At 71.3% G+C, this 15,481-nt stretch carries 14 protein-coding genes; 9 read left to right on the plus strand and 5 right to left on the minus strand.

The features are described from left to right. Nucleotides 1-21: 21 nt before the first annotated feature. From SNA_RS25920 to SNA_RS25945, 6 genes are all read left to right on the plus strand, one after another. Complete coding sequence (locus tag SNA_RS25920; protein ID WP_030066089.1) at nucleotides 22-342, plus strand: (2Fe-2S)-binding protein; 321 nt, start codon at nucleotides 22-24, stop codon at nucleotides 340-342. Continuing rightward, nucleotides 317-1,951 carry an NAD(P)/FAD-dependent oxidoreductase gene (locus tag SNA_RS25925; RefSeq protein WP_241779840.1) on the plus strand — a complete coding sequence of 545 codons (1,635 nt, stop codon included), beginning with the start codon at nucleotides 317-319 and terminating at the stop codon, nucleotides 1,949-1,951. Before SNA_RS25920 ends, SNA_RS25925 begins: the two co-directional genes overlap by 26 nt. A 79-nt stretch (nucleotides 1,952-2,030) precedes the next feature. Then, nucleotides 2,031-2,963 carry a dihydrodipicolinate synthase family protein gene (locus SNA_RS25930; RefSeq protein ID WP_044366974.1) on the plus strand — a complete coding sequence of 311 codons (933 nt, stop codon included), beginning with the start codon at nucleotides 2,031-2,033 and terminating at the stop codon, nucleotides 2,961-2,963. A 65-nt stretch (nucleotides 2,964-3,028) separates the two neighbouring features. Further along, the gene (locus SNA_RS25935; RefSeq protein ID WP_030066084.1) at nucleotides 3,029-4,033 is read left to right on the plus strand and encodes a proline racemase family protein; all 1,005 of its coding nucleotides are present in this window, start codon (nucleotides 3,029-3,031) and stop codon (nucleotides 4,031-4,033) included. A 100-nt stretch (nucleotides 4,034-4,133) separates the two neighbouring features. Further along, nucleotides 4,134-5,516, plus strand: coding sequence for an aldehyde dehydrogenase family protein (locus SNA_RS25940; RefSeq protein ID WP_044366976.1), 1,383 nt, complete (start codon nucleotides 4,134-4,136; stop codon nucleotides 5,514-5,516). 223 nt (nucleotides 5,517-5,739) lie between these two features. Further along, a complete protein-coding gene (locus SNA_RS25945) occupies nucleotides 5,740-7,074 on the plus strand; it encodes an alpha/beta fold hydrolase (protein ID WP_030066082.1) in 1,335 nt (444 codons plus the stop codon). An 82-nt stretch (nucleotides 7,075-7,156) separates the two neighbouring features. On the opposite strand, the gene SNA_RS25950 is transcribed toward SNA_RS25945, so the two are convergent. Both SNA_RS25950 and SNA_RS25955 read right to left on the minus strand, forming a co-directional pair. Further along, a complete protein-coding gene (locus SNA_RS25950) occupies nucleotides 7,157-7,981 on the minus strand; it encodes a M55 family metallopeptidase (protein WP_030066081.1) in 825 nt (274 codons plus the stop codon). 103 nt (nucleotides 7,982-8,084) lie between these two features. After that, a complete protein-coding gene (locus SNA_RS25955; protein ID WP_044366978.1) occupies nucleotides 8,085-9,020 on the minus strand; it encodes a LysR family transcriptional regulator in 936 nt (311 codons plus the stop codon). 100 nt (nucleotides 9,021-9,120) lie between these two features. Here SNA_RS25955 and SNA_RS25960 point away from each other — a divergent pair, with 100 nt between their 5' ends. Next, entirely contained in the window at nucleotides 9,121-10,425 is a 1,305-nt protein-coding gene (locus SNA_RS25960) for an MFS transporter (protein WP_078970199.1), read from the plus strand. Nucleotides 10,426-10,569: 144 nt separating this feature from the next. Here SNA_RS25960 and SNA_RS25965 read toward each other — a convergent pair whose 3' ends face one another. Next, the gene (locus SNA_RS25965) at nucleotides 10,570-11,973 is read right to left on the minus strand and encodes a serine hydrolase domain-containing protein (RefSeq protein ID WP_030066079.1); all 1,404 of its coding nucleotides are present in this window, start codon (nucleotides 11,971-11,973) and stop codon (nucleotides 10,570-10,572) included. Between the two features lie 126 nt (nucleotides 11,974-12,099). Here SNA_RS25965 and SNA_RS25970 point away from each other — a divergent pair, with 126 nt between their 5' ends. Both SNA_RS25970 and SNA_RS25975 read left to right on the plus strand, forming a co-directional pair. Next, complete coding sequence (locus SNA_RS25970; RefSeq protein ID WP_044366980.1) at nucleotides 12,100-12,795, plus strand: TetR/AcrR family transcriptional regulator; 696 nt, start codon at nucleotides 12,100-12,102, stop codon at nucleotides 12,793-12,795. 343 nt (nucleotides 12,796-13,138) lie between these two features. Continuing rightward, entirely contained in the window at nucleotides 13,139-13,507 is a 369-nt protein-coding gene (locus SNA_RS25975) for a TetR-like C-terminal domain-containing protein (protein ID WP_241779841.1), read from the plus strand. 72 nt (nucleotides 13,508-13,579) lie between these two features. Here SNA_RS25975 and SNA_RS25980 read toward each other — a convergent pair whose 3' ends face one another. Both SNA_RS25980 and SNA_RS25985 read right to left on the minus strand, forming a co-directional pair. After that, nucleotides 13,580-14,530, minus strand: coding sequence for an alpha/beta hydrolase (locus SNA_RS25980; RefSeq protein WP_030066076.1), 951 nt, complete (start codon nucleotides 14,528-14,530; stop codon nucleotides 13,580-13,582). Next, complete coding sequence (locus SNA_RS25985) at nucleotides 14,527-15,456, minus strand: LysR family transcriptional regulator (RefSeq protein ID WP_030066075.1); 930 nt, start codon at nucleotides 15,454-15,456, stop codon at nucleotides 14,527-14,529. Before SNA_RS25985 ends, SNA_RS25980 begins: the two co-directional genes overlap by 4 nt. Between the last annotated feature and the right edge of the window lie 25 nt (nucleotides 15,457-15,481).

Consider the following 15,481-nt stretch of genomic DNA (forward strand, 5'->3'; position numbering starts at 1 on the left):
CGCCCCGAAGGGAGCCGCGCCATGGCGCGTGACCGCAGCCCCGCCGCGCTCGTCGGCGCGGCGACCGACGACGCATTCGAGATCACCTTCGACGGGCGGCCGGTCACCGCGCTGCCCGGCCAGTCCGTCGCCGCCGCACTCTGGGCCGCGGGCATCCTGGCCTGGCGCAGCACCCGCGTAGGCGGCCGTCCGCGCGGCGCGTTCTGCGGTATCGGCCAGTGTTACGACTGCCTGGCCACGGTCAACGGCCGGCCCAACCGCCGGGCCTGCCTGCTCCCGGCCCGGCCCGGCGACGCGATCACCACCCAGGAGGGACATGGCCATGCCGAACTCGGCGTCTGAGGCACCGGGAGGCGGCGCGGACAGCGCTCCGGAAGCCGTTCCGGATGCTGCTCCGGAAGACGGGGCGGAGTACGGGCCGGAAGGCAGGGCTGACGACGGCGCGGCGTACGGGGCCGAGTGCGGGCCGGAGTACGACCTCGCGGTGATCGGCGCGGGCCCCGCGGGACTCGCGGGCGCCGTCACCGCGTCCGAACTCGGCCTGTCCGTCGCCCTCCTGGACGCCTCAGGGCAGCCCGGCGGCCAGTACTACCGACACCCCTCCCCCGCCCTCGGCGCCACGCGCCCCGAGGCCCTCCACCACAACTGGCCCGCCTTCGCCGCCCTGCTCCGCCGCCTGGCCGCCGCCGAGGTGACCCATCTCGCAGGACACCACGTCTGGACGGTCGTAGCGGCACCGGACGCGGCGGGATCGTGGGACGTACATGCCCTCACCGGTGCGAACGGCGACGAGGACCGCCCGGGCCGGGTACGGGCCCGCGCGGTACTGCTGGCGACCGGCGCATACGAGCGTCAACTGCCCTTCCCCGGCTGGACCCTGCCGGGTGTGGTGGGCGCCGGTGGCGCGCAGGCGATGCTGAAGTCCGCTCTGGCCCTGCCGGGCAGGAGGGTGGTCGTGGCGGGCAGCGGCCCGCTGCTGCTCGCCGTCGCCGCATCGCTCGCCGCGGCCGGGGCCCGCGTCCCCGCGGTGGTCGAGGCGTCGGACTACCTCGGATACGCCCGCCGGCCCGGCGCCCTGCTGTCCCAACCGGCCAAGCTGGCGGAGGCCGCGGTCCACGGCGCGGCGCTGCTGCGGCACGGCGTGCGGCTGCGGACCCGAAGCGCGGTGACCCAGGTGCACGGCTCGGACCGGGTGGAGGCCGTCACGGTCTCCCGGCTCGACCGCCAGTGGCGGCCGGTACGGGGGTCCGGCCGCCGGATCGCCTGCGATGCGCTGGCGGTCGGTCACGGCCTGGTCCCGCAGCTCGAACTGGCCGTCGGACTCGGCTGCACCACGCGGCGCACGGTGGACGGAACCCACGCCCTCGAACTCGGTCCGCTCCAGGAGACCTCGGTACCCGGCATCTGGGCCGCGGGCGAGACCGGGGGCGTCGGAGGCTTTCAACTAGCCTTCACAGAAGGCGAGTTGGCCGGTCTCGCAATCGCTGCCCGGCTGCGTGGCCGGGCGGTGGCCGGCGAGGGACGGAGGTCTCCCCGTGTGCTGCGGCGCCGCCGCGCACGCCTGCGCGCGTTCGCCGACGCGATGGCCGCCGTCCACGCCCCCGGCCCCGGCTGGCCCCAGTGGCTCGACGACGCGACGGAGGTATGCCGTTGCGAGGAGGTCACCGCGGGCCGGATCCGCGAGGCGGTCGCCGACTACGGCGCCCGGGACGCCCGCACCGTCAAACTCCTCACCCGTGCAGGCATGGGCTGGTGCCAGGGCCGGATGTGCGGGGCGGCCGTGGCCTGCCTGGCCGCACAGGCGCAGGGGCCGCGGAGGGCGCAGGGGGCGCAGCCGGAGCCGTCCCCGGAGCGCCGGCCGCTGGCCGTACCCGTCCGACTGGGGGCGCTGGCCGCCCTCGACGAACCGAACTCCCCCGGTACGGCCGAGCCGAAGCCGACCGAGAGATAGACGACACCCCACCCGATCACACCCTTCCCCCTCCCCCGACTTAATGCAATGTCACATAAGACAGAAGGGATCCCTCTCCATGACCGACACCTCCCTCACCACCACCTCCCCCGCCACCTGGAGCCCCGACCGCCCCTGGCGCGGCATCATGGTCGCCACCGCCCTGCCGCTGCGCGACGATCTCTCCGTCGACTTCGACGCCTACGGCGACCACGTCCGCTGGCTGATCGACAGCGGCTGCGACGGCGTCGTACCCAACGGCTCCCTGGGCGAGTACCAGACCCTCACCGACGAGGAGCGGGCCCGCGTGGTGCGCACCGCCGTCGCCGCGGCGGGCGACGGTGCGCGGGTCATGCCGGGCATCGCCGCGTACGGCAGCGCCGCCTCCCGCCGCTGGGCCGAGCAGGCCGCCGAGGAAGGCTGCGGCAGCGTTCTCCTGCTGCCGCCCAACGCCTACCGCGCCGATGAGCATGCCGTACGCGCCCACTACGCCGAGGCCGCCCGGACCGGACTGCCCGTCATCGCCTACAACAACCCCCACGACACCAAGGTCGATCTGACCCCCACCCTGCTCGCCGACCTCCACGACGAGGGCGCGATCGTGGCCGTGAAGGAGTTCAGCGGCGATGTGCGCCGCGCCTACGAGATCGCCGAACTCGCCCCGGAACTTGACCTGTTGATCGGCGCCGACGACGTCCTCCTCGAACTCGCGCTCGCCGGGGCCGTCGGCTGGGTCGGCGGCTACTCCAACGCCTTCCCCGCCACCTGCGCCGCGCTCTACCGCGCCGCCGTCGCCCGGGACATCGAGACCGCCCTGCCCCTGTACGCATCCCTGCACTCGTTGCTCCGCTGGGACTCCAAGACGGAGTTCGTGCAGGCCATCAAGGCGTCCATGGACATCGCGGGCCGTCCCGGCGGCCCCACCCGGCCGCCGCGCCTGGCGCTGACCTCCCCGATGGCCGCCGAGGTACGCGCGGCGACCGAGAAGGCCGTCGCCGCGGGACACCACTGACCCCGGCCGGACTCCCTCTCTCTCGCACAAGCCCCGTACCAAGGCAGAAAGGGGTGCCGATCCCCATGCACACCCGACACGTCTTCCACTCCGTCGACTCCCACACCGAGGGCATGCCCACCCGCGTCATCACCGGCGGCATCGGGGTGATCCCCGGCGCCACCATGGCGGAGCGCAGGCTCCACTTCATCGAGCATCTGGACCCTCTGCGCACCCTGCTGATGTACGAGCCGCGCGGGCACGCCGCCATGAGCGGCGCCATCCTCCAGCCCCCGACCCGCCCCGATGCCGACTACGGCGTCCTCTTCATCGAGGTCTCCGGCGTGCTGCCGATGTGCGGCCACGGCACTCTCGGCGTCGCCACCGTCCTCGTCGAGACCGGCATGGTGCCCGTCGCCGAGCCGGTCACCACCGTCCGCCTCGACACCCCCGCGGGGCTGGTCGCCGTCGACGTGCGCGTCGAGGACGGCCGGGCGAAGTCCGCCACCCTCACCAACATCCCCGCCTTCTGTGTCGCGCTGGACCGCACGGTGAAGGTGCCCGGCTACGGCGCGGTCCCCTACGACCTCGCCTTCGGCGGAAACTTCTACGCGTTCGTCGAACTCGACGCCCTGGGGCTGCCGTACGACCGCGCCAGGAAGGACGACCTGCTCGCCGCGGGACTCGCCGTCATGGACGCGGTCAACTCCTCGTCCGACCGGCCCGTCCACCCCACCCAGCACGAGATCACCGGCCTCAAGCACGTCTACCTCGCCGCCCCCGGCTCCGATGCACACCGCTCGCGGCATGCCATGGCCATCCACCCGGGCTGGTTCGACCGCTCGCCGTGCGGCACCGGCACCAGCGCGCGGATGGCGCAGCTGCATGCCCGCGGAGCCCTTCCGCTGCACCGCGACTTCGTCAACGAGTCCTTCATCGGTACGCAGTTCACCGGCCGGCTGACCGAGGAGACCGAGGTCGGCGGGGTGCCCGCGGTCGTACCCCGCATCACCGGACGCGCCTGGATCACCGGCACCGCCCAGTACTTCCTCGATCCCGAGGACCCCTTCCCCGGAGGTTTCCTTCTATGAGTGAGCGCAGCAGGGGGGTCCCCCCGGCCGGAGGCTGGGGGAGAGCCACTGAGAGGTGTGTGCCTCGCGAATGCGGGGCCGAGCGAAGCGAGGTTACGGCATGAATGACACCCCTCCCCCGGTCGTGTCCCGCAATCCGGCCGACCCGTCCGACATCCTCGTCCACCTACCCGCCCCCGGCGCACCGGCCGCCCTCAATGCCGTCGAGCGCGCCCGCGCCGCCCAGCCCCGCTGGCTGCTGGGCGGCGCGGCGGCCCGCTCGGCCGCGCTGGGCGCCATCGCCGCCGGTATCGAGGCGGCCGCGGACGAACTGACCGCGCTCGCCGTGCGCGAGGTGGGCAAGCCGGTCGCCGAAGCCCGTGCCGAAGTGGCGCGCACCGCCGCGATCTGGCGGTACCACGCCCAGGCCCCGTACGAGCCCACCGGCGCCGTCCACGAAACGGCCGCCGGACCCGGACTGCTGCTCACCCGGCGCCGCCCGCACGGTGTCGCCGGCCTCATCACCCCCTGGAACTTCCCCTTCGCGATCCCCAGTTGGAAGGCCGCCCCGGCACTGGCGACCGGCAACACGGTCGTCCTCAAACCGGCACCGGAAGCCACCGCGTGTGCACAGCGCCTGGCCGAAATCATCCAACATGCCGTCCCCAGCGGGGTGTTCACCGTGCTGCCAGGAGGCGCCGCCGAGGGCAACGCCGTCGTCTCGACCGCCGACGCCGTCTCCTTCACCGGCTCCACCGTCGTCGGCCAGCTGGTCACCCGTACCACCACCGCACGCGGCATCCCTGCACAGGCCGAGATGGGCGGGCTCAATGCGGCGATCGTCCTGCCCGACGCGGACATCGACACCGCCGCCGCGCAGATCGCCTCCGCGATCGCCGGCTACGCGGGTCAGAAGTGCACCGCCACCAGCCGGGTGATCGCGGTGGGCGCGGCCCTCGGCCCGCTGCGCGAGGCGCTGGCCGAGCACCTGCGGACACTCCCGGTGGGCGACCCCACCGATCCAGCCACCGTCTGCGGCCCCGTCATCAGCGAGCGGGCCCGCGATCGCGTCATCGAAGCCCGGCGGGCACTGCCCGACGTGGCCGCCGCCCCCGCACCCACCGGGAGCGACGGCTGGTACGTGACCCCCGCGCTGGTGACGGACGTCCCCCTCGGTCATGTCCTGCGACGCGAAGAGGTCTTCGGCCCGCTCGCCGTGCTGCTCACCGCCGACGGCCTGGACGAGGCCGTACGGATCACCAACTCCGTCCCCTACGGCCTGGTCACCTCCGTACACACCGCATCGCTCGACGAGGCCCTGCACGGACTCGACCACCTCGACACCGGCATGATCCGCGTCAACGCCCCGTCCACCGGCGTCGACTTCCACCTGCCGTTCGGCGGCACCAAGGCATCCAGCCGCGGCCCACGCGAACAGGGCCGCGCCGCCCTGGACTTCTTCACCTCGGAGCGGACGTACACCCTGAGCCCCACGCGTTCGTAGGCCGCACGGTGGGACACGTGACGGAGTCGGGGGGACGTGACGGAGTCGAGGGGGGACGTGACGGAGTCGAGGGGACGTAACGGAGGGCGGGGCGCATGACGGAGGGCGGGGCACATGACGAACGAGGGGCCACATCACGAACCAGGGGCCACATGCTGCATAACGTGAACTTATGCCCAAATGAGAGTTACCCCAACTCACCAACAACCACAAACTCATCGATATGAACCCCTCCTACGCAACCGTCGATCACCTCTTCACGGTCCCGCTCGACCACACCACCCCCGACGGCGAAACCCTCCAGGTCTTCGCCCGCGAGGTCGCCGACCGCTCCCGCGCCGAAGAGGAACTACCGTGGCTGCTCTATCTCCAGGGCGGCCCGGGCGGCAAGTCCCCCCGCCCGTCGGCCGCGTCGCCGGGATGGCTGGCCCACGCCCTGAAGACGCACCGCGTCCTGCTCCTCGATCAGCGCGGAACGGGCCGTTCCACCCCCGTCACCGCAAGATCGGCCGCCCGCTTCCGTCAACCGTCCCAACTCGCCGCCCACCTCGCCCACTTCAGAGCGGACTCGATCGTCGCGGACGCCGAGCTGATCCGCCGCGAACTGTGCGGCGACACCCCCTGGGAGACCCTCGGCCAGAGCTACGGCGGCTTTCTCACCCTCACCTATCTCTCCCAGGCCCCGGAAGGACTCAAGGCGTGCTACGTCGCCGGCGGCCTGCCCGGTCTGTCCGCCACCGCCGACGACGTGTACGTCCGCACCTATCCGCGGGTGGGCGACCGGGTCCGCGACTTCTACGCCCGCTACCCGGAGGACGCCCGGCGCCTGCGCCGCATCGCCGACCTGCTCGCGACACAGGACATACGCCTGCCCGACGGCGACCGCCTCACCGTCCGCCGACTGCGCACCCTCGGCCTGCTACTCGGCATGGGCGACGGATTCGAGCGCCTGCACTGGCTGCTGGACGATGCCCTGTCCAACGCCGGAGACGGAGACGGCACACCCGACGCCGCATCGACCAACCCCAGGTCGACCAACACCACGTCGACCGACACCACATTGACCGACACCTTCCTCTACCAGGTCATGACCCTGACCGGCTTCACCGACAACCCCCTCTTCGCCGTCCTCCAGGAAACCCTCTACGGACAAGGCGCCGGCCCCACCGCCTGGGCAGCCTCCCGCGCCCTGCCCGCCTTCCCCGACTTCACCGAGGACGCCGACCCGCTCCTCCTCACCGGCGAGATGATCTACCCCTGGATGTTTGAGGACATCCGCGGCCTGCGCCCCTTCGCCCAGGCCGCCGACCTCCTCGCCCAGCGCACCGACTGGCCCCCGCTGTACGACCACGCCCGTCTCGCCTCGAACACGGTCCCGCTCGCCGCGGTCGTCTACCACGACGACATGTACGTGGACGCGGGCCTGTCCCTGGAAACCGCCCGCACCGTCGGCGCTTCCCGGATCTGGGTCACCAACGAATGGGAACACGACGGCCTCTCCGCCTCCGGCGACCAAGTCCTCGCCCGCCTGATGGCCCTGGCGGCGGGCCGGGCGTGACCACCCGGCACGCACCGCACTTCCGCACGGTGCAAGCCCCCAACCGACCTCTCCCTCACGGCAGAGCCACCTCACCACTCCCTCACTCCGCAATGCCCCGGGTGAGCAGGACCGCAGTGACGAACCTGCGGTAGAGCCGGATCGGGTCCTCGTCCGTCAGCTGGACGGTTACGGCGTCGGCGCGTTCGATGCCGTTGATCCAGGTTGCCATCTCGGCAAGGTCGGGGTTGCGGAAACGTACGGTGAGCGTGGCCGGCAGCGTGATGTGCGGCGGGGTGGCCTGCGGCAGGGTGCGCACAGCTTTTTGCGCGGTTTGGCGGATCAGCTTGCAGGCTTCGTTGGGGTGCAGACTGTCCGCGGCGAACCGGGACACCGAGGACTTGACCACGGCGCTGTGGATGCCCGGGCAGAACGGCTTGATCTCGGCGTCCGTCGTATCGTCGCCGGTGATCAGCACCACCGGTACTCCGTGCCCCAGCGCCACCAGCGCATTGATCCCGCTCTCGCCCGCGGTGACGCCGTTGAGGCGCACCTCGCTGATCGCCTGGGGGTTGTAGGTGTGCGAGAGGGTTGCCGGCGCGCCCGCCATGGAGCCGTGGTACGAGACGAGGAAGACGGCGTCGAACGACGCGTCCAGGCCCTGCATCATGTAGAGGGGTTTGTGCCGGCCGGACAGGTAACGCGCCCGGCCTGCCAGGGTGTCGGGGCGCAGGTTCGCCATCTTCGAGTGCGAGTCGTTGACCAGGAACTCGGTCGCTCCGCCCTCCATCGCCCCCTCGATGGCGGCGTTGACCTCCTGCTGGAGCAGGCCCCGGTAGTAGGCGTACTCAGGTTCCGTGGGCCGGCACTGCGACCAGTCCACGACGCCTGCGGTGCCCTCCATGTCGGACGAGACAAAGATCTTCACAGCGGCTCCAGGGGTGCGGTGCTGCTCCGCCGCACGGCGGACGAGTTCACCTTTCCCCGTCGCCGCGACGTCGAGTCCCTCCGCAACCGGCCCGAGTGTCGGATCACTTCCGCTCGCGCGTGCCGGTGTCGAGGCGTTCCGCAAGAGTGCTCATCTCGCGCGCCAAGGCCACCGTCAGGGCACGAAAGATGCGTACTTCGGGATGGGTGTCGGTGGCGCGGGTGGCAAGGACGCTGTGCGCACGAGGAGCGTCCAGGACCGGTACGTAGCGTGTGCCGGGCCACGGGTAGTAGCGGGCGAAGGATTTCAGACCCGAGCCGGCGCCGCGGCCGGCCGCCACGCTGGTGAGGATGTCCTGAGGGGTGAGGGCGTAATCGGGCGCACGGTGCTTGCCGGTTTCAAAGTACAGGTAGTCGGTGAAATCGCGAGGGGTGTGCCGGGGAAGCTGTAGAAAGGGCAGATCGATGACGTCGCCCACGTGAACACCCGTTCCGGCGGCGTCGGCGAGGGGAGAACGGGCTGGGACCGCCACGATCCGCTGTTCCGCGGTGAGGATGTCCACCTCGATGTCCTCGGCTTCGAAGGCGGGTCGGACGAATGCCACGTCCACGCGGTCTTCGCGCAGCGCGCTGAGGTGTTCGGTGAAGTTCAACTGGACCAGTTCCACCGGCACTTCAGGGCGAGCGCGGCGGAAGGCGTTGACGGCGGCCGGGGTGACCTCGGCCGAGCCGTGGCCCATGATGCCCACCCGCAAGGTGCGGGCTCCCGCCGTTGGACCGAGGGCGGCCTCGGTCACGTCCTCGACGGCCGCATTCGCCGCAGCGAGCAGGGCGCGGGCATGGGAGGCCAGTCTGCGTCCGGCGATGGTCGGCACGACAGGGCCGTTGCCGCGGTCCAGTAGCCGGGTGCCGAACTCCCGCTCCAGCTGTTGTACGTGCAGGGTGACGGCTGCCGGCGACAGGAAGAGCCGGGCGGCCGCCCGCCCGTAGTGCTCCTCCTCGACCACCGCCAGAAAGGAGGACAGCTTCCGCAGATCCATACGGGACACGATACGACCGCATTGCTGCTGGTCACGAGGGCATTCAGGATTCCTGAACGGAGGCAGCGCCGGGCACCGCCCGACCCGTACAACGGTCGGCATGAGCAAGCACGCCATCCCGACGACGACATCTGCCGCTTCCGCCCCCACCCCGCCGACGGACTCGGGCACACCGGCACCCGCGCGCACACCCGTAGCCACACTCCCAACCCGGCACTGGCTGAGCGCGGGTTGGGTGATGACGGCCTCCGGCTGGAGCGCCAACCAGTTCTCCGCCCTGCTGGGTTCCTACCGCAGCGAGCTGGGCCTGACCGCCGCCGGTACGACCGCTCTGTTCGGCATTTACGTGCTGGGGCTCATCCCAGGTCTGCTGTTGGGCGGCCCGCTCGCCGACCGGCGGGGCCGTCGCCCCGTCGTCTTTCTCGCACTGGGCACGTCGGCTCTGGCCACCTGTCTGCTGATGATCGGCCCCGCCGCCTCCGCCTTCTTGTGGCCCGGGCGCTTCTTGACCGGCATCGGTGCGGGTGCCCTGCTGACGGCGGGCAGCGTGTGGGTCAAGGAGCTGTCCTCGCCCCCGTACGGCACCGCCCCCAACCCGGGGGTGGCGGCCCGCCGTTCCGGTCTGTTCCTGTCCGCCGGCTTCGCGACCGGCGGCCTGGCCGCCTCCCTCATCGCCCAGTGGGCGCCGCACCCCATGGTCACCGCCTACCTCCCGCACCTGTTCCTCTCCGCCCTCGCGGCACTCTGCGCCGCCCGCGCCCCGGAATCCTCTCCGGCTCACCCCGGCACGGCCTCGTCGGCTCCCGCGCCCGTCGCACGGCGGGAGCAGCGCGCCTCGGCGGCCGAGTTCCGCCGGCTGGTCGCTCCCGTGGCTCCGTGGGTATTCATCGCCCCGACAGTGGCCTTCGCTACGCTGCCCGGCCTGGTCGACGCCGATCTGAAGGGCTGGCAGACCGTTTACGCCGGTGTGATCACAGCGGTCACCCCCGGCGCCGGCATCCTTGTGGCGCCGCTGGCACGTTCGCTCGCCGCCCGGCATCGCCTCGCCACCGGCGCGATCGGGCTGGCCGCCGTCGCCCTTGGACTGCTGATCGCTGCGTTCGCCGCGGCGCAGGCCCAGCCCGTGGTCGCCCTGATCGCGTCGATGGTGCTCGGTGCGGGCTATGGCCTCTGTGTAGCCTACGGCCTCACCGAGGTCGCCGCCCTCGCGCCGAGCCACCGGCTGGCCCGGCTGACCTCGTACTTCTGGACGCTGGCATACCTGGGCTTCCTCGCCCCGTACGTCATCACCCTGTGCACCGGGGTCTTTTCGCCGCCCACCGTCCTCATCGGCGCCGCCGTGCTGGCCGTGTTCACGCTCGTGGCCATCGCCTATCGGGGCACACGTCGGGCGCGGGCGCACTGACCCCGAACCCGCCGCGCCCCGGGAGTGGCCACGGCGGGCGGACGGGAGACACCTCGCGCCCGGAATGGCCACGGGCCACGGCGGGCAACCCCGGAGCCACCCCGGCAGCCGCGCCCTCGCGCCCTCGCGCCCTCGCGCCCTCGATCAGACTGCCGCTTCCACGACCCGGTTGAAGAGCCGGCCGGCGAGATCGACGCCCACGACCGCACCCTTGTCGTCGCGGGAGAAGTAGCCGCGCTGCCCCTTGAGGCCGCCTTCCGTGATGATGTACTCGTCCTTGTCACCGGGAAGGAAGCCGATGGCCGCGGCAGGGTAGCCCGGGGGCATCTCCTCGTCCGACGCCTCACGGATCTCCGGCTTGATATCGACCGCCAGGGTGAGGCGAGTGCCGTCGGTGGCGAGGTCGAGGCTCATGGCGTCGATCTCATAGTGGCCGACGACCTGCCGGGCCTGCCCCTCGTCGTACGGGACCGGCTCGGCCTCCTGCTCGACGACGCCGAGGTAGTGCCCGAGCGCCCACTTCACGACGGACTGGTTGAAGGAGTAGCCGTCCGGCCCGGCGTTGGCCAGGGAGACCACCGCAAAGTTGCGTTCCGGCACGATGAGGAGCTCGGCGAACTGGCCGTTGCCCGAGCCGCCGTGCCCGATCCCCCGGACACCGTCCACATCGTGCAGGAACCAGCCGATGCCCAGGCCGTTCCCGAGCGAGCTGGCGCGCAGCTCGACCGTCTGCTCCCGCATGCGGTGCAGCGCAGGGGCGGGCAACACGCCTTCGCCGTCGCCGAGTTGGAACCGTGCCCAGCGCAGCAGATCGCTCACCGAGGAGGCGAGGCCGCCGCCAGGGTTGTCGCCGCGTGCGCCCTCCTTGAATGCGCCCCACGGCCGGGCGGCCTGCGGTTCGCCGTCCTCGCCGCGGTTGTGGCCCACCGCGAACTTGCGCACCATCACCTCGGCCAGGCCGTACACGGTGTCCGAAAGACCCACCGGCTCCAGGACGAGCGACGCCATGGCCTGCTCGAAGGGCAGGCCCGTGACCGTCTCGACGATCCGGCCGGCCAGGTTGTAGCCGGCCTGGCTGTACGAGGCGCGGGCGCCGGGCGGGGCGATCAGCGGCAGCTCGGGCAGCTTCGCCACGAGCCCGGCCAGGGAGCGGTCGCCCTTGCCGTCGTCGATCAGGTTCCAGTCCAGACCCGCGGTGTGGTTGAGCAGATTCAGGACGGTGATCTGCGCCGCGGCCCGCTCGTCGGCGAGCCTCAGCTCCGGAACGTAACGCCGCACCGGCGCGTCCAGATCCACCTTCCCCTCCGCGACCAGGCGCATCAGCGCGGTCGCCGTGAAGGTCTTGGACACCGACGCCAGATGGAACAGCGTCTTCTCATCGACCGGCAGCGGATTGCCGAGGCTCGTCACACCGTGCGACGCGTAGATCTCCCGGCCGTCGCACAGCACCCCGACGGCGACACCGGGAATCCCGAACCCCTCGGCCTGTGCCTCGACGAAACCCGACAGCTCGTCCTGCGACTTCTCTTGCGACTTCTCCTGCGACATCGCTCCCCCTCCAGAGACTTGAACTAAGTGCGAGTACGGATACGAGAGGGAGCGTAGACGACCACTTGAACAAAGTGCAAGGCCCGCCATGAACTCAATGAACTAAGTTCAACTAAGGTGGTGGCCATGCCGAGAGACACGCTGACCACAGAGCGGATCGTCCAGGCAGCCATCGAGCTGCTGGACGACGAGGGGCTGGACGGCCTCAACATGCGCAGCCTGGCCAAACGGCTCGGCTCGGCCGCCACGGCCGTCTACTGGCACATCAAAACCAAGGACGACCTGGTCCGGCTCGCCGGCGATGCGATCTGGTACGAGATCGAGCAGCCCGATCTCGACGCCACGGACTGGCGTACGGCCGCCACCCTCCAGGCCACCGGCATGCACACCATGCTCACCCGGCACCCCTGGCTCGGCCAGGCATTCGGCAGCCATCTCATGCACGGCCCCGGCAAGGCCCGCCACGACGACCTCAGCCTCGCCATCTACGAAATGGCGGGCTTCACCGCCGCCGACGCGGACCGGGCAGCCGCCACCGTGCTCACCTTCGTACTCGGCAGCGCACTCGGTCCCGCCGCGGAGGTGTCACTGAAGCGCCGACTGAGCAAGAACGGCGCAGATGCCGAGCAGTTGATGACCGACGCCATGACGCGCGCCACCGAAACCGCCCAGCACTACCCGCGACTCCGCGCACGCCTCGGCACCCCCGCCGCCTCGCAGTACGCCGCGGCACCCGACAACACCTTCACCTTCGGCCTCCACTCCATCCTCGACGGCTTCGAGACCCGCCTCACGACCGACCACGGCGGCCGGAGCGGCTGACCCACACCGGAACAACACCCGGCCGACACCCGCCCGACCAGCTCATGACCCCTTCCCGGCTTTGCGCCGTCCCGCCTCATCCGCCGTGCCCGCGCCCGGGTCAGACGTGCTGATTTTCCCCGCGTGGAGCGCAACAAGCGGCCGTCCCGGTTCATGATGAGCGCGGTTTCGGTGCACGCTCGGCCGCGCGCGCCAAGGCGAGACCGCCGCGGCGTTACGAGGTGGGCGGCGTGGGCAGGCGCGCGCCGAACATAGATGTGAGGAACGGGAGCCTGGAAGGATTCGCCGAGTTGACCGCGGCGATGCGACGCGCATGGCCAAGGGGCCGAAGGGGCGGACAGCGGTGGCCGCGCTCGCGAAGGCGTACGTCGACTTCGCCGAGCGCAACCCCGCGCTCTACGACGCGATGTTCCTCCTCGATACCGGCCTGCCTTTTGCCGACGCGGCGACGCCGGAGCCACTGCGCGAGGCGTTCGGGATGCTGCTCGACACGCTCGGCGATATCGCGGAGGACGCCGAACCGGCCCTGTTCGTCGAGGCCCTCTGGTCGGCCCTGCACGGGCTGGTCACTCTCACGCGCTCGGGTCGACTTCCCGGGATCGAAGCGTCACGACGGCTCGAAGTCCTCGTGGACCGGTTCGCGGGACGCAAAGTCCTGGTGGACCGGTTCGCGGGACGCTATGTCCTGGTGGACCGGTTCGCGGGACGCTGACGGCGGCACCCGACGCAGCAGTCCGGACTCGGGGTGCCCGACTCGTGCAACGTGGCGCTGCCAGAGGCCCGTTCACCCGGCGTCGGCGACCGCCGCGGCAACGAAGCTGTGCTGTCGGGCGAGCTCGCGCTCGGCAACGGTGAGCGGGAACGAGGTGAACCCGTGCACCGCCTCGGCGACCACGTCGAGTTCCGCCTCGTTGCCGGCCGCTCGCCAGCGGGCCGCCATGAACAACGTGTCGTCCAGCAGCGGGTCCTGTGTCCCGACGACGAACCGAGCGGCGGGCAGATCGCGCAGATCGGCATGGAGTGGTGAGATCTCAGGATCCTGAAGCTGCTCGATCGTCCGCCCGGGAAACGCCTGCTCGCGGAACCAGCGCTCGCCCTGGGTCGAGCCGACCAGGTTGCGCTCGCCGAAGGCCCGTGCACTGGGCGTCAGCGACATGTCATAGACGCCGTAGGCCAGATAGGCGGCACGGAACGCCCGGTGCGACGCGTCGCGGTCGCGCAGGCGCAGCAGGGTACGGGCGGCGAGTTCGGCGCCGGATGATTCACCGCCGATCACCAGGCGGTCGCTGCCGAATTCGGCCTGGGCGCTGTCGATCAGCCAGCGCGCCGCGTCCTCGCAGTCGTCGTCGGCGGCCGGATGCGGGTGTTCGGGAGCCAGCCGGTAGTCGACGCTGACCACGGCAACCCCGGCCGCGCGGGCCAGGTTCCACAGCCGTACGTCCTGATGCCGTGCGGAGCCGAGCACGCGGCCGCCCGGGTGAAGGTGGAGGAACGCCCCATGGACGACGGACGGGGTGAAGACGCGCACCCCTATGCCGCCCTCGCGGCCAGGGACGGTCCGGTCGACGCCCTCGTCCAGCACGACAGGATCGGGGAAGATCCCGAGGCCGCCGCGCAACACTCGCGCATCATCCACCTCATAGGTCTTAGGTGCCGACGCGAGCGTCTCGGCCAGCTTCTCGTTGAACGCCACGGTCTCATCGGCCACATCCTGGCCGGTGGTTGCCAAGGTCATGACCCGATCATGCCAGGCGGGCCGCCGGCGCTCTCCAGTCTCTGAAGCTCCGCCAGCACGGCGTGGATCGCCGGGCTGGCATGGGCGCTGTGCCGCCATGCCGCGTGCACCTCGCGCTTCGGTGGTCGTCGCAGCGGCCGGACGACGAGCCCGTCTCTCAGGGGCGGGCGGGCGAGGCGCGGGATCAGGGCGATGACCTCGCCGGAGGCGACCAGCGACAACTGGGTCGAGAAGTCGTCGATCAGGTGGCGCACGTCGGGGTCCTCGGGCAGATCTGCCACGAGCCGTCGGAACCACTGGTGGCACACCGTGCGGGGCGGACTCGTCGCCCATGCGTGGCCGGCCAGGTCGTCACTGGTGAGTGGCGGGTCGAGCCGTGCGAGGGGATGTGTCCTATGCATGACGACGTCGCCGACGTCGGTGTGGATGTGGCGCTGGGTCAGCGACGACGGCAGGTGGACGGGCAGCCCGTCGGCGTCGTGGAGAAGAGCGAGGTCGGCGCTGCCGGTGTCGACGCTGTGGAGGGCCTGGTCGGGTTCCAGTTCGGCGATGTGCATACGGAGGTCCGGGCAGCGCGTCGACACCCGCTCCATGATGGGCGCGAGCAGCCCGCGGATGCCCGTCGAGAAGGACACCACGCGCAGCGTCCCGCGCGGCGCGCCCTCCGCGACGGATCGGGCCGACTCGGCGCAGCGCTCCAGCGCTTGGAACACATCGGGCGCCGAGTCGACGATGGCCTGCCCGGCCAGGGTGAGTACGACGCCGCGTCCCGCGGGTGCGAGGAGGGGCACGCCGACCTGTCGTTCCAGCCTCTTGATCTGCTGTGACACGGCCGATGCGGTGAACCCGAGGTCGTCGGCCGCCCGCGCCAGCGTCCCGAGAGCGGCAACCGACCGCAATGCCCGCAGGGCTCCGACATCAATCATGAAGCCAGGCTACGCAGTACAGACA

Origin of the sequence: Streptomyces natalensis ATCC 27448 (assembly GCF_000935125.1) — a bacterium.
Taxonomy (GTDB): Bacteria; Actinomycetota; Actinomycetes; order Streptomycetales; family Streptomycetaceae; genus Streptomyces; species Streptomyces natalensis.